Here is a 13528-nt window from a genome sequence, read left to right on the forward strand (position 1 = left end):
TTGGAGAAGTTGCCACTGTTGACGGACCGGCCCTTACTCCAATAGTTTCCCGCTTTCTTGGCATTTCCTCTGGGCCGGGGATTTCCGGGCTCCGCCGCGAAGGACGAAGAATCCGCCAGGAGCACCTGCTCTCCCGAAGCAGCCGGTGAGCCGGCCGCGAGCACCGCCATCCCGCAACCGGCGAGAACCAGTGCGGTCCTGCCCGCCGCGACGCAGGAGCTGGTGGCGCTGCGCATCAGCCAGATCAACGGCTGCGGCTTCTGCGTCGACATGCACACGAAGGACGCCGCGCACCGCGGGGAAACCTCGGTGCGCCTCAACCTGGTCGCGGCGTAGCGGGAGGCGACGGTCTTCACCGACGCCGAGCGGGCCGCCCTGGAGCTGGCCGAGCAGGGCACCCGCGTCGCCGACGCGGCCGGCGGCGTCACCGACGAGGCCTGGGCGAACGCCGCCAAGCACTACGACGAGGACCAGCTCGCCGCCCTGGTGTCCCTCATCGCCATCATGAACACCGTCAACCGCCTGAACGTCATCACCCAGCAGCCCGCCGGCGCCTACCAGCCCGGCCAGTGGGGGTGATCACACCGGTCCAGCGTCGGTCGCGCCTGCCGCGAGCAGTCTCTCCGCCAGCTCGCGGCAGCGCCCGCCGAGCTCCGGAGGGTCGAGCACCTCGAAACCGTGCCCCAGCAGGACCACGTGCATGAGCACGACGTCGAGGTTGCCGGCGCCGCTGAGCAGCTCGCACCGCTCGGCTCCACGCGGTCGCACCACAGCCGCCGACGCCGGCACCTGCGCGCGCACCGTGCCGGCCGGGGCGTGCACGAGGAAGCGCGCCTGGCGCGGGTAGACCCGGCTCGCCACGCTCTCCTGCACGTACGCCGCCGCGTCGGGCGCCGCACGCGGGCGGAAGCGCCAGGTCCTGGCCGTCACGTCGGTCATCCGGTCAACGCGGAAGATGCGCCAGCCGTCGCGGTCGAGGTCGTAGGCGAGGAGGTACCAGCGCCGGTCGGAGGCAACGAGGCGGTAGGGCTCGGCCCGCCGCCGTCGCACCTCGGGGCCTGACGGGTAGTCGAAGCCGGCCTCGACCTCGTCGCGGCAGGCCCGGGCCAGCGTCATGAGCGTCTCGGGGTCGACCGGCGTGCGGTCTGTGCCGAACGACTCGACCGAGCCGGAGAGGGCGCGGATCTCGTGCCGTAGCCGGGTGGGCAGCACCCGGTCGAGCTTGGTCAGCGCCCGCAGCGCGGCGTCGCCGGCGCCGGCGACCGCGCCGCCCGCGCCGGCGAGCAGCGAGACCGCGGTGGCGATGGCCTCCTGGTCGTCGAGAAGGAGCGGCGGCAGGTCCTGCCCGCGGCCGAGGCGGTAGCCGCCGCCGACGCCCTGGGTGGCGTGCACCGGGTAGCCGAGCGTGCGCAGCCGCTCGACGTCGCGGCGTACGGTGCGCGGCGTGACCCCCAGCCGGTCGGCGAGCTCGGGGCCGGTCCAGACCTGGCGCTGCTGCAGCAGCCCGAGCAGGGTGAGCACCCGTTCGGTCGTCCCCCGCTCGTCACCGTTCGCCACATCCATGTCGTCCACCCTGCCAGATAGCGGACCGTTCCTGTCCGCTAGAGGGGTGACAGTGACTTCGTGGACAAACAAGCACTCGACTGGAACCGCACGCTGCGCGAGCAGGCGGAGTGGCATTGGAACCATCACCTCAGGCCCCGGTTCGACGGCCTCACCGACGACGAATACTTCTGGTCCCCGGTGCCGGACGCCTGGAGCGTGCGGCCCCGTGGCAGTTCGACGGCACCCGTGCAGGCCGGCTCCGGTCCTTTCACGATCGACTACGCCTTCCCCGAGCCGTCCCCGGCGCCCTTCACCACGATCGCCTGGCGACTCGGCCACGTCATCGTCGGCGTGCTCGCCATGCGCAACACGGCGCACTTCGGCGCGCCGCCGGCGTCGTACGAGACCTGGGAGTACGCGGGCGGCGCGGCCACCGCGCTCGACCAGCTCGAGACCCAGCTCGACGTCTGGCTGGCCGGGGTACGCGGCCTCGGCGAGGAGGGGCTCCTGGTCCCGGTCGGCGAGAAGGAGCCCTACCCCGACGCGCCCATGGCCGACCTGGTGCTGCACATCCACCGCGAGCTGATCCACCACCTGTCCGAGGTCTGCCTGCTGCGCGACCTCTACCTGCGCAAGCAGGCCACCGAGAACGGAGCCGCCCGATGAGCCGCGAGATCCAGGTCACCTTCGACGCCCACGACCCGAAGGCGCTGTCGACCTTCTGGCGTGACGTGCTGGGTTACGTCCATCCCGGCCCGCCCGGGGCCGGCCTGCCCGAGGGAGCCGACCCGCTGGCCGCGTGGGACGACTTCCTCGCGCGGGCCGGCGTGCCGGAGGACCAGCGCAACACGGCGTCGGCCGTCGAGGATCCGGACGGGCAGGGCCCGCGGCTGTTCTTCCAACGGGTGCCGGAGGACAAGGTGGTCAAGAACCGCGTCCACCTCGACGTCCGCGCGGCTCCCGGACTGGAGGGAGACGAGCGGATGGCGGCGCTGGAGGCCGAGTGCGACCGGCTCGTCGCGTTGGGCGCGACACGGGTACGCCGCCACGAACCCGAGCTCCCGATGAGCGCCGGCTTCATCGTGATGACGGACCCCGAGGGCAACGAGTTCTGCCTGGACTGACCCGCCCCCGCCGGGACGGGGGCGGTACGTCAGTCGAAAAGGGGCAGGCCGAGCAGGCCCGCCAGGCGGTTCAGCTGCGGCTGAGCGTGGCGGATGGTGGCCGAGCCGCCGGAGGCGAAGGACTGCAGGGCTCGGACGGCCGACACGTCGGCGAAGGAGACGCCGCTGACGTCGATGATCAGATGATCGTCGATGTAGCGTGCCTCGGTCAGCGTGCGGAGGACCTCTCCGCTGTTGCTGGAGTCGATCTCACCGATGAGCCGGACCACGGAAGGCCCGGCGTTGACGGTGCAGGTGACCTGCAGGATGTGGTCCGCGTACAACAGGTGCTCCGGCGTGGGCGGAGGTGCTGACAACACCATGTCGCCCTCGTCGGCGCACGAGGTGTCGAGTGTCGTGTGCCGGTCTCGGCGCACGTGCCGAGCCGCGTTCATCGGGCGACGCGATCCGTGAGCCGGTCGCGGCTTGACGGTGTGTCTCGCGTGCGACATCGCATCCTCCCTGATCATCACGGGGTCCGAGCCTGGGCGGCCGGACACCTCTACGGTAAACTAGTAAGAACAATACCGGAATAGCTTTTCTGCAATCAAACTTCGCACAACGAGTTGCCCGTCATCGTATGCTGCTGGTCAGCTCAACATCGGGAGGAGTCGCACAGGGATGGCCAACGAGGGCGCACGCCGCGCAGGGTGGACGTTCCTAACCAACCACGCCCGGGTGCTCCTGGCGATCGCCGTCGACCCACAGGTGCGGGTCCGTGACATCGCCGCATCGATCGGCATCACCGAGCGCGCGGCCCAGAGCATCGTCTCGGACCTGGAGGAGGCCGGTTACATCCAGCGCAACAGGGTCGGACGCCGCAACCACTACCACGTCCAGCCCGGCGTCAGATTCCGTCACCACACCGAGGCCGACATGCCCGTGCAGGTGCTGATCGACATCTTCACCCACCGCGAGTTGCCCGATGGCAGCACCTCCACCCACACGATGACCGAGGAGCAGGGCCAGGCCCGTTAGCCGCTGGACACGGCCGACGCCAATCTGTCACTATTCATCCATGATCGTGAGAAAGGACGACGCCACCCGCATCCGGTGAGCGTCCACGTGCAGCGGGAAGCTGCCGCAATCCGCGAAGCATGGCTGGGCCGGGTGTTGTCGACACGCCCAGCCGACCGTCCGGCAGCAGAGGCCGCCATTTCGGGGCTCTACCGCCTGATCGGCCTGCCCCCACCCCGTTTCCACTGGGTCTCGTCGCCCGCCAAGGGCCTGGCGACCGTGCCGCCGGGGACCCGCGCCTGGGAGACCATCGACCGCCTGGCCGAGTGGCCCGTACCCAGACGGCTGTCCGCGCTGGCGACCACGCTGCGCCACGAGCTCGACGCACGGACCAGACCGCGTCAGCAGCCGCTCGACCAGATCATCCGCCGTACGACGTTCTTACCGCTCCAGCGGTCCGTCACCAGCACCCTCATCCCGGCGCTGACCGCAGCGCACGACTCGCCGGTGCTCCGGCGCGTCTGGTACGACACGCTGTACGCCTCCTGGGTCGCCGAGTACGACGCCCTGCGCCGTGCCGCCGGCGCGGTCTTCACCGACGAGCAGCGGCGGCACCTCGGCCTGTGGACGGCCGCGACCACGTCGTGCGGCTGGTGGTGGCCCAGGGAAGACACGTGCGTGGTCTCCGAGCGTCCCGTCGCCCTGCACACCGAGATGTGGGGCGAGAACGGCGAGGTCCGGCCGCACTGCGCGGACGGCCCGGCCGTGCGCTACGCGGACGGCTGGGACCTGCACGCCTGGCACGGCATGGCGGTGCCCGCCTGGGTGATCGCGGATCCGAGCGTGCGGCGGATCGCGGACGAGCCGAACGTGGAGGTCAGGCGTTGCGCGATCGAGCACATGGGCTGGGCCTCGTACGTCGACCAGGCCAGGCTGCGACTCGTCGCCACCGCGCCAGACCCCGGCAATCCGGGCTGCGAGCTGCAGCTCCACGACATGCGAGGGGGAACGAGGGTGCTCCTCGCCGTCAACGGATCCGTCGAACGCGACGGCCACCGGCGCCGCTACGGGCTCACCGTGCCGGCCTTCGACGACCCGATCGCCGCCGCCGGCTGGACCTACGGGCTGTCCGCCGAGCACTACTCCCGACTCCAGCGCAGAACCTGAGGTGATGACCATGACCGTGACTCTTGCTTCCCTGACCCGGCGGACCGGGCTCACCGTGCTCGACCACCTCGAGCAGTCGGTCCGCATCCCCGTCGTCGACGGCCTCCAGGCCCAGGGCGACCTCATCGTCATCCCGCTCGCGATGGTCGCCGACTCCGTCAGGGCCCGGCACGACGCCGAGTGGGAAACCGTGCCGTCGGCGGGCGTCGAACTGCTGCGCGGCGAGGCTGGCGGCAACCCGCACACGCTCGTCGCCGACCCCGGCACGTGCCTGTGGACAAACCGGGTGATGGACTCCGACCAGCTGGCGATCGGCCTGTTCCAGGCGCGGGCCACCGTCTACCTGCTGCATCCCGAGCATGGAGGCACGGGGTGCGCGCCGGGCACGTACGTGGTGCGGCGCCAGCGCGAGCGCGAGGGCCGCAGAATGCGCCTCGTCGCCGACTGACCCCGTGCCCCGATCTCTCAGGCGCGCAGGCCGTGGACCTCCGCCAGGAGCTCGGCCGAGCGCATCCAGGCCTTCCTGTCGACGGCCGAGAACGCGACGATCAGCTCGTCGGCCCGGGCGTGCTCGGCGAAGCGGGCGACGTACGCCTCGACCTCGCCCGGGTTGCCGACGGCGGAGTATTTGGCCATCTGCACGATCTGCTGCCCGGCCGGCGACTCCAGGATCATGTCGGCCTCCTCCTGCGAGAACGTGCGCCCCCGGCCGAGGAACCGGGTCACCCTGAGCCGTTTGGAGGCCAGGAACTGCTCCTCGGCCTCCTCCGTCGTCTCGGCGGCGATCACATTGAGCGCCGCGATGACGTGCGGCCGGTCGAGCTGCGCGGACGGCTTGAAGTCGCGCCGGTAGACGGCCACGGCCTCCTCCAGCGCGTTGGGCGCGAAGTGCGAGGCGAACGCGTACGGCAGGCCGAGGGCCGCCGCGAGCTGGGCGCCGAACAGGGAGGAGCCGAGGATGTAGAGCGGCACGTCGGTGCCCTTGCCGGGGGTGGCATCGACGCCGGGGATGCGGGACTCGCCCGTCAGGTAGCCCTGCAGTTCGAGCACGTCCTGCGGGAACGAGTCGGCGGAGGCGGGGCTGCGGCGCAGGGCGCGCATGGTCTGCTGGTCGCTGCCCGGCGCCCGGCCGAGGCCGAGGTCGATGCGCCCGGGGTGGAGGGTCTCCAGGGTGCCGAACTGCTCGGCGATGGTCAGCGGCGAGTGGTTGGGAAGCATGACGCCGCCCGCGCCGAGGCGGATCGTGCTGGTGTGCGCGGCGATGTGGGCGATCAGCACGCTGGTCGCCGAGGAGGCGATGCTCGGCATGTTGTGGTGCTCGGCGTACCAGATGCGCTTGTAGCCGAGCTCTTCCGCGCGCTGGGCGAGGGCCACGCTCGCGGTGAAGCTGTCGCGCGCCGTCTCGCCCTCGCCGATGTGTGCAAGATCAAGAATTGACAGCGGCAGAGCCATGGGTACGCGCCTTTCGAGGAGTGCGGATGGCTCTGTCCAACATCGCGCGGAGCGCGGATATTTCGCCGGGCCTGCACGGGCAGGCCCGGCGATGATCAGGAGGCGGTGCAGGTGAGGGTGGACGGCGTGCCGTTCTGACCGCTGTGAGCGGCGAGGAAACCGAACGTGGTGCTGCCGCCCGCCGCCACGGCGCCGTTCCAGCCGAGGTTCGTGACGGAGACGGAGCCGCCGCCGCCCGACAGGGTGCCGTTCCAGAGTTGCGAGATCGTCTGCCCGTTGGGGAACGTCCAGCCGACCTGCCAGCCGCCGATCGGGGACGAGCCCGGGTTCGTGACGGTGACCTCGCCCTGGAAGCCGCCCTGCCACTCGCTCGTCACCTTGTACGTCGCCGTGCACCCGCCGGGACCTGCCGTGGGTGTCACAGTGGGCGTCACGGACACGGTCGGGCCGACCGTGGGCGATGGCGCGGCCATGGCCAGGTCGTACGCCCGCTGCGGCACGAACTGCCCGGCGGTCGCGATGCACCCGTCGGCCTCGCCGGGCGGCTTGACCCACAGGAAGGCGGCGATTGCCGCGTCACCCGTGTCCGTGGTGCTCCAGATGCCTGTCGCGCGACCGGGCGGGTCGCACCACTCGCTGCCGGAAGGGCCGTTGCCGTTGCGGCTGGTGTCGATGACCGCCTTCAGCCCGGACACGCCGGTCGCGGCGATCACGTTCTTCGCGTACGACACCAGGCCGGGCGTGGACCGGTAGTTCGAGGTGTTGACCGCGATGCCGTCGGCGCTGCCGGCCACGTCGGCGCCGTTCAGCCTGGTCGCGGCCTCCGAGGCGGACAACCAGGCGTCGTGCCCGACGTCGAAGTACACCTTGGCCTGCGACGACGTGGCCTTGAACCTCTTGCCCGCGTACGCCATGGAGGCCTGGACCTCGGCCTGCTCGGAGGAGTTCATGCAGTTGGACATGATCGCCAGCGCGTCGGGCTCCAGCACGATGGTCGCGGGCCGGCCGCCGAGCCCGGCGGCGATCTCGTCGATCCAGCCACGGTAGGCGGCGTGGTCGGGGGCGCCGCCCGCGCTGGGGCCGCCGCAGTCGCGGTTCGGCATGGCGTACACGACCATGATGGGGTTCTTGCCCGCCGCCGCTGCCGCGCCTACGTAGGCGTCGACCTGGCCGCGCACGGTCGAGGGGTTGTACGTGGCGAACCACCTGCCCTGCGGCACGGCGGCGATCCGGTCCCTGATCACGGGAATACGGCTGTCGCCCGGGTTGGCGGCCACCCATTTGGCGGCGTTCGTCTGGGGATCCACGTAGAAAGCGGAGTCGGCGGCCCTGGCTGTGGACGAGGCGAGGACGACCGCCCCCGCGGCGACCGTGGCGGCCGCGGCGAGGAGCACCGCCAACAGGGGCTTCCTGCGAGACATGGGTTTTACTCCGTCCGTCATGTGGGAGCGCTCCCACCGGCACCCCGGATGGTAGGTAGCCGTCACCGCCCGCACAAAGACATCGGATCGATCATCACGCCATAACCCCAGGCCAGAGCAGCCTCGGGAGCTGAAACTTTCAGCCTGCCAGGCAGGCCTCGAAGACCGCGGTGAGGCGGTCGACGTCGGCCGGCGTGGGCTCCTGCGGGCCGAGGCGGCGGCGGGTGGCGCCGATGCCGAGGAAGACCGCGGTGGCCATGCGGGCCCTGATCTGCGCGTCGGGGCCGTCGAGTCGTTCGGCGATGGGATTGAGCACGGCGGTGATGAGGCGCTCGCGGGCCACGGCCCGCACCTCGGGGTGGGCCGCGGAACGTTCGAGCGCCCGCAGGATCGGGCTGTCCGGCGGTCGCCGCATGCGCTCGGCGGCGTATTCGGCCAGCCGGCGCGGCAGGGCCTCCGCGTCCCCCTCGAACAGGGTGCGGAGCGTCGGCTCACCCTGCAGGACAGCGTGGAAGAGCCCGGCTTTGGAGCCGAAGTAGCGGCCCACCAGGGCGACGTTGGCCTCGGCCGCCGCGGCGATCATGCGTACGGTCACCGTCTCGTAGCCCTGCTCACCGAACAGGGTGCGGGCCGCCTGCAAGATGCGCTCGCGCGTGGCCTCCCGGTCGCGCGGCCTGGCTCCAGCCCTCACTGCCTGGGCGTCCATAGCAGAACTCTAGTCGGCTGCGCGTGGGCGGCGGCCCAACTTGCCGCTCGGCTAGTAAACGGGCGTATACTCCGCTGAATAAGGACTGTTATAAGGGGGATGTGGTGTCTTGGTAGCCCAGGCGCATACCGCAACCCCCACGAAGCGGCAGTACACCCACCGCGAAATCCTCGAGATCATGTCCGGGCTGATGCTCGCGATGCTCACGTCGATGATCTCGACTTCCGTGGTGGGCACCGCGCTGCCGACGATCGTGGGGGAACTCGGCGGTCAGGATCAGTACTCGTGGGTCGCGAGCGCGACCATGCTGACGATGACGGTCTCCACGCCGTTGTGGGGCAAACTGTCCGACCTGTTCGGGCGCAAGCTGCTCTTCCAGACCGCTCTGGGGTTGTTCGTCGCCGCATCGGCCGTCGCCGGGATGTCGCAGGACATGGGGCAGCTCATCGCGGCGCGGGCCGTGCAGGGCCTGGGTGTCGGCGGCCTGTCGGCGCTGTCCCAGGTGATCCTCGGGGACATCGTCTCGCCCCGCGAGCGCGGCCGCTACTCCGGCTACATGGGGGCGGTCTTCGGGATCTCCACGGTCGCGGGGCCGCTGCTCGGCGGGTTCATCGTGGACGCCGACTGGCTGGGCTGGCGCTGGTGCTTCTACGTGGTCGTACCGTTCGCCATCGTGTCCTTCCTGGTGATCCAGAAGGTGCTGAAACTTCCGGTCGTCAAGCGGGAGACCTCGGTCGACATCTGGGGCGCGACGACCATCACGGCCAGCGCGAGCGCGCTCATGCTGCTGCTGACGCTCGGCGGCAACGAGTTCGCGTGGAACTCGGTCTGGACCTATTTCCTCGCCGCGATCAGCCTGCTCATGCTGGCACTCGCCGTGTTGTCCGAGCGGACCGCGCGCGACCCCATCCTGCCGCCGCGGTTGTTCCGCAACCGTACGTTCGTGCTCACCAGCCTCGCCTCGTTGTTCGTGGGCATGGCGATGTTCGGCGCGATGATCTACCTGCCGCAGTATCTGCAGATCGTCAAGGGCCTCAGCCCGACGGACTCGGGTCTGATGACGCTGCCCATGGTGGCGGCGCTGTTCCTGTCCGGCGTAATCTCCGGGAAGATCGTCACCAAGACCGGCAGGTGGAAGTTCTTCCCGGTCGCCGGCCTGCTGGTGGTGGCCGCCGGGCTGCTCCTGCTGTCCAGGCTGCACGTCGACTCCGGCGAGTGGCTCATCGGGTTCGACGTCGCGGTGCTGGGCACCGGGCTCGGCATGTCCATGCAGATGCTGATCCTGGCCGCCCAGAACGGTTCCGAGGCGCGTGACATGGCCTCGACCACGTCGGGTGTCTCGTTCTTCCGCTCGCTGGGCGGCGCCGTCGGCGTGGCCGCGTTCGGCGCGATCCTGACCAACCGGCTCAAGGACGAGATGGCCGAGATGCTGCGGGCCGCGAACATCGCACTGCCCGGCGGCTCCGACGTCCAGCTCGGCAGCCCCGACGCCATCCAGCGGCTGCCCGAGCCGATCAAGCACATCGTGCTGGAGTCGTTCACGCGCGGCCTGGAGACCGTGTTCATGGTGGGCGTGCCCATCGCCCTGCTCGGGTTCGCGGCCACGCTCTTTCTCAAGGAGCTGCCGCTGCGCGGGTCCACCATGGCGGCGCCGCCCGAGCCCAAGCCGCTCAGCAAGGACGACCTGGTGCTGGCCGGGCTGCTGCTGGAGCTCGTCGCCCAGCGCATCGAGCGGACGAACGGCGAGCGCTCCGCGCTGCTCACCGCGGTCGCGAGGATGGCGCCGCCGGACGGCCGCTCCGAGCGGGAACGGGCCAGGTCGGTCGCCCAGGACGTGTTGCGGCCCACCTCGCGCGCCCTGATCGCGCAGGCCGCGCCACCGCAGAAAGACCTTGTAACGGGAGGAATCTCGCAATGATTCGCATGTTTGTCGGCGCCGTCACGGCCGCCCTGGCCGCCCTGGCCGGGTTGTGGCTGATGATCGCGCCTTTCGCCCTCGGCACCCAGCCGGAGACCGGCGACTGGACGGACACCACCAGGTCCGAGTTCTTCACCGGCCTCGGCGTGGCCGTCGTGGGGCTGGCGGGCGCGATCGCGTTCGGGCTGGCCATCCACGCGGACCTGGTGGCGCGCGGCCTGCTGGAGATGAAGCAGCGCGTCCCCGAGCCGGTGCCGGTCCCCGCGCCGCAGGCGTCCTCCGCGGAGCTGGCCACCCTGCTCGCCCCGCTCGTCGAGGCGTTGCGTGAGGACTTGAACAACGCCCCGCGTTCGAGCGGCGAACACCGCCCGAACGGCAAGGGTTCCCTGGTGGGAGTGGAGGAGAACCGTTGAAGGCAAAGCTGGGCGTATCCGCCCTCGTCCTGTTGTTCCTCGGCGGCCTGTGGCTCGTCGCGGCCCCGTTCGTGGTCGGCTACCAGCCCCGCGGCGCGGCCTACGCGGACGCGACCGTCAACGACCTGTGGCTCGGCGGCTCGATCGCCGCGCTCTCGTTCGCGTCCCTCGTGATCTACGCGGCCGACGCGCTGCGCGAGCTGACCCGCCGCGGCAAGCACGCCGACACCTGACGAGAGACAAGCCGTGTTCGGCAGTGGCACGGACCCTCACTGGGAGCCGTTGGAAGGCCGGCTCCCCGCAGGGCGGTTCGAGATCGGCAAGGACGGCGCCGGCCTTCTCATCGTGGGATACGACGGATCGGGCCCGAGCCGCAACGCGCTCGCGTACGCGGCCGGGCTCGCGCGGAGAGACGACGCAGCGCTGGTCATCGCCTTCGTGGAGTCGCTCTACAACCCGTCACTGTGGTTCTTCGCCGGGTCGCCCGTCATCCCCGACGCGGCGGCCGACATGACCGAGGACCTCAGGGACGAACTGAAGGGCGCGGGCGTCCCCTGGCGGTTCGTCAGCGTACGCGGTGACGCGGCGCGCGAGCTGGAGACGCTGGCCGGCGCCTACAGGGCCGACGCCATCGTGGTGGGCCGCTCGCGCTCCTGCCTGGGCGGCTCGGTCGCGGCCAAGCTGGCCAAACGGGCTCGCCGTACGGTGCTGGTCGTCCCCTGACCTGCTCCGACGTCGCATATGGTGGCCAGATGAAACGTACTGCCGCCATGGCGTTCGTGGTGCTCGCGTCCGTTTCGTGTGGGGCTCAGGAGCAGGGCGCGTCGCCCACGACCTCCGTTCCCGTCCCTCCCGCGTCCGACCCGGCACACGAGACGCCCAGGCCCGTGGCCGTCACGCCCACGCCGAAGCCGACGGGCCCGCCGCCGTTCAGCGCCAAGGTCTCGCGGGTCACCCGCGACCGCCTGCCGTACTCCTGGAAGGCGGGCTGCCCGGTCTCCTACCGCGACCTGCGGCTGGTCACGCTGACGTACTGGGGGTTCGACGACAAGCCGCACACCGGTGAGCTGGTGGTGCGCAAGACGGTCACCGACGACATCGTGACGGTCTTCGAGAAGCTGTACGACCAGCGCTGGCCGATCCGGCAGATGAAGCTGGTCGACGCGTACAAAGCGGACGACTACGACTCGATCGACGCCGACAACACCTCGGCTTTCAACTGCCGCCGGGCCACCGGATCGAGCAGCTGGTCCAAGCACGCCTATGGGGAAGCGATAGACATCAATCCCCGCGAGAACCCCTATGTCACCGCAAGTGGCGACACTGCACACCAGAACGCGAGAAAGTTCACTGAGCGCCCAATCAAGGGTAAAGGTGTGATAAATCCTGGTGACAAGGTCGTCAAGGCGTTCGCCCGGGTCGGCTGGGAGTGGGGCGGCTACTGGTCGGGCACCAAGGACTACCAGCATTTCTCCAAGGGCGGAGGCTGAGCATCACGCCATGACGGCCAGAGACGGCGACGGCTGGACCGAATGCGCCCTGGGGCACCGCCACTGGGGCATCCACGGCGCGTCGGGTCTTCTCGTCGTCCACCATGACGACTGCGGCGTCCCGCACGTGCTCATGCAGAAACGCGCCGTGTGGAGCCACCACGGCGGCACGTGGGGACTGCCGGGCGGAGCCCGCGACAGCCACGAGGACGCCGTCACCAGCGCGCTGCGCGAGGCCCGCGAGGAGGCCGCGCTCGCCGGCGACGCGCTGCGCGTGCAGGGCGTCTACCTCGACGACCACGGCGGGTGGGCGTTCGAGACGGTGATCGCCGAATCGGCCGAGCTGCTGGCCGCGGCGCCCGCCAACGCCGAAAGCGACGAGCTGCGCTGGCTGCCGCTGCCCGAGGTCACCGGCAGGAATCTCCATCCGGGCTTCGCCGCGACCTGGGGCGAGGTGCAGGCGGCGATCAAGCCCGAGATCATCGTCCTCGACGTGGCCAACATCGTCGGCGCGCGGGCCGAGCACGGCTGGTGGCACGACCGGCTCGGCGCGGCGACCCGCCTGCTCCAGGACGTCTCCCGCCGCCGGCTGGCGCATCCGGTGCTGGCCCAGTGGTTCCCCAGGGTGGTGGCCGTCGTCGAGGGCGCAGCGAGGAACGCACCGGACGTGCCGGGCATCCAGGTGGTCGCGGCCACCGGCAGCGGCGACGACGCGATCGTCGACGTCGTGCGCAGGGCCAGGCCGTGGGAGCGCGTGGTCGTCGTCACCGCCGACCGGGGGCTGAAGGAACGGGTCGGCGCGCTGGGGGCCGAGACCATGGGCCCGAAGTGGCTGCTGGCACAGCTCGGCACCTAGGACCGCCGGCGGTCCGGGCATGAGAGGCGCGTCACCGGTCGGTCGGCGTCGGGAACGGGCGTCAGGGGGCGCGCAGAGATCGGTTGACGGGGCGCGTCAGCAGTCGGCGGACGCGACGCTGTCGAAAGCGGCCGCGAGGCGCGTCACGTCGAGCACCCGCTGCAGCACGCCGTGCACCCCGACGAGCTGTAACGACCCGGCGTGCTCGGCCACCCTGCGCCGGTGCTCCACCAGCACCCACAGCCCGCTGGAGTCACAGAACTCGAGCCTGGAGGCGTCGATGACGACCTGCACGCAGCCCTCGGTGTAGAGCTTGACCAGCCACTCCTTGAGCAGCGGCGCCGTGAGCTTGTCGAGGTCGCCGTCGAGCCGCACCAGGACGCGGCACCGCCCCCGCTCCACCTCGACGTCGAGATCCGCCACCTCCTGAACGTACACCC

At 70.7% G+C, this 13528-nt stretch carries 18 protein-coding genes; 12 read left to right on the forward strand and 6 right to left on the reverse strand.

Annotated features, from left to right (window positions below):
* Window positions 1–57: 57 nt before the first annotated feature.
* A complete protein-coding gene (locus tag E1294_RS55540; protein ID WP_246082854.1) occupies window positions 58–336 on the forward strand; it encodes a carboxymuconolactone decarboxylase family protein in 279 nt (92 codons plus the stop codon).
* Window positions 337–579: 243 nt separating this feature from the next.
* Here E1294_RS55540 and E1294_RS06570 read toward each other — a convergent pair whose 3' ends face one another.
* Window positions 580–1563: a helix-turn-helix transcriptional regulator gene (locus E1294_RS06570; protein WP_132505746.1), complete on the reverse strand. Its 984-nt coding sequence runs from the start codon at window positions 1561–1563 to the stop codon at window positions 580–582.
* A 60-nt stretch (window positions 1564–1623) separates the two neighbouring features.
* Between E1294_RS06570 and E1294_RS06575 the strand changes: the two genes are divergently transcribed.
* Window positions 1624–2211 (forward strand): DinB family protein, encoded by a 588-nt coding sequence (locus E1294_RS06575; protein WP_132505749.1) that lies wholly within the window; start codon window positions 1624–1626, stop codon window positions 2209–2211.
* The gene (locus E1294_RS06580; protein ID WP_132505752.1) at window positions 2208–2669 is read left to right on the forward strand and encodes a VOC family protein; all 462 of its coding nucleotides are present in this window, start codon (window positions 2208–2210) and stop codon (window positions 2667–2669) included. Before E1294_RS06575 ends, E1294_RS06580 begins: the two co-directional genes overlap by 4 nt.
* A gap of 29 nt (window positions 2670–2698) precedes the next feature.
* Here the strand turns inward: E1294_RS06580 and E1294_RS06585 are convergent, their stop codons facing one another.
* Entirely contained in the window at window positions 2699–3103 is a 405-nt protein-coding gene (locus E1294_RS06585) for an STAS domain-containing protein (protein WP_165977126.1), read from the reverse strand.
* Window positions 3104–3329: 226 nt separating this feature from the next.
* Between E1294_RS06585 and E1294_RS06590 the strand changes: the two genes are divergently transcribed.
* The 3 genes from E1294_RS06590 to E1294_RS06600 all read left to right on the forward strand — a co-directional run bounded on the left by E1294_RS06590 (window position 3330) and on the right by E1294_RS06600 (window position 5280).
* Window positions 3330–3686, forward strand: coding sequence for a helix-turn-helix transcriptional regulator (locus E1294_RS06590; RefSeq protein WP_132505758.1), 357 nt, complete (start codon window positions 3330–3332; stop codon window positions 3684–3686).
* A gap of 87 nt (window positions 3687–3773) precedes the next feature.
* A complete protein-coding gene (locus E1294_RS06595) occupies window positions 3774–4832 on the forward strand; it encodes a DUF6745 domain-containing protein (protein ID WP_132505761.1) in 1059 nt (352 codons plus the stop codon).
* A gap of 10 nt (window positions 4833–4842) precedes the next feature.
* On the forward strand, window positions 4843–5280 hold the full coding sequence (locus tag E1294_RS06600; RefSeq protein WP_132505764.1) for a hypothetical protein: 438 nt from the start codon (window positions 4843–4845) through the stop codon (window positions 5278–5280).
* 17 nt (window positions 5281–5297) lie between these two features.
* On the opposite strand, the gene E1294_RS06605 is transcribed toward E1294_RS06600, so the two are convergent.
* From E1294_RS06605 to E1294_RS06615, 3 genes are all read right to left on the reverse strand, one after another.
* Entirely contained in the window at window positions 5298–6284 is a 987-nt protein-coding gene (locus E1294_RS06605; protein ID WP_132505767.1) for an LLM class flavin-dependent oxidoreductase, read from the reverse strand.
* A gap of 95 nt (window positions 6285–6379) precedes the next feature.
* On the reverse strand, window positions 6380–7705 hold the full coding sequence (locus E1294_RS06610; protein ID WP_132505770.1) for a glycoside hydrolase family 6 protein: 1326 nt from the start codon (window positions 7703–7705) through the stop codon (window positions 6380–6382).
* Window positions 7706–7844: 139 nt separating this feature from the next.
* Window positions 7845–8411 (reverse strand): TetR/AcrR family transcriptional regulator, encoded by a 567-nt coding sequence (locus E1294_RS06615; protein WP_132505773.1) that lies wholly within the window; start codon window positions 8409–8411, stop codon window positions 7845–7847.
* A gap of 109 nt (window positions 8412–8520) precedes the next feature.
* Here E1294_RS06615 and E1294_RS06620 point away from each other — a divergent pair, with 109 nt between their 5' ends.
* From E1294_RS06620 to E1294_RS06645, 6 genes are read left to right on the forward strand one after another with little or no spacing between them, the layout of a single operon-like run.
* Window positions 8521–10329 (forward strand): MDR family MFS transporter, encoded by a 1809-nt coding sequence (locus tag E1294_RS06620; protein WP_281284379.1) that lies wholly within the window; start codon window positions 8521–8523, stop codon window positions 10327–10329.
* Window positions 10326–10742 carry a hypothetical protein gene (locus E1294_RS06625; RefSeq protein ID WP_132505779.1) on the forward strand — a complete coding sequence of 139 codons (417 nt, stop codon included), beginning with the start codon at window positions 10326–10328 and terminating at the stop codon, window positions 10740–10742. The genes E1294_RS06620 and E1294_RS06625 overlap by 4 nt, the downstream gene beginning before the upstream one ends.
* Entirely contained in the window at window positions 10739–10975 is a 237-nt protein-coding gene (locus E1294_RS06630; RefSeq protein ID WP_132505782.1) for an SPW repeat protein, read from the forward strand. Before E1294_RS06625 ends, E1294_RS06630 begins: the two co-directional genes overlap by 4 nt.
* Before the next feature lie 49 nt (window positions 10976–11024).
* Entirely contained in the window at window positions 11025–11465 is a 441-nt protein-coding gene (locus E1294_RS06635; RefSeq protein WP_165977128.1) for a universal stress protein, read from the forward strand.
* A gap of 29 nt (window positions 11466–11494) precedes the next feature.
* Window positions 11495–12232, forward strand: a complete 738-nt coding sequence (locus E1294_RS06640) for a M15 family metallopeptidase (RefSeq protein ID WP_246082855.1) — start codon at window positions 11495–11497, stop codon at window positions 12230–12232.
* A gap of 10 nt (window positions 12233–12242) precedes the next feature.
* Entirely contained in the window at window positions 12243–13088 is an 846-nt protein-coding gene (locus tag E1294_RS06645) for an NUDIX hydrolase (protein WP_132505788.1), read from the forward strand.
* Between the two features lie 96 nt (window positions 13089–13184).
* On the opposite strand, the gene E1294_RS06650 is transcribed toward E1294_RS06645, so the two are convergent.
* Window positions 13185–13526, reverse strand: a complete 342-nt coding sequence (locus tag E1294_RS06650; protein WP_165977129.1) for an STAS domain-containing protein — start codon at window positions 13524–13526, stop codon at window positions 13185–13187.
* Window positions 13527–13528 lie beyond the last annotated feature (2 nt).

The sequence above is a fragment of the Nonomuraea diastatica genome, assembly GCF_004349015.1.
In the GTDB taxonomy this organism is placed as follows: Bacteria; Actinomycetota; Actinomycetes; order Streptosporangiales; family Streptosporangiaceae; genus Nonomuraea; species Nonomuraea diastatica.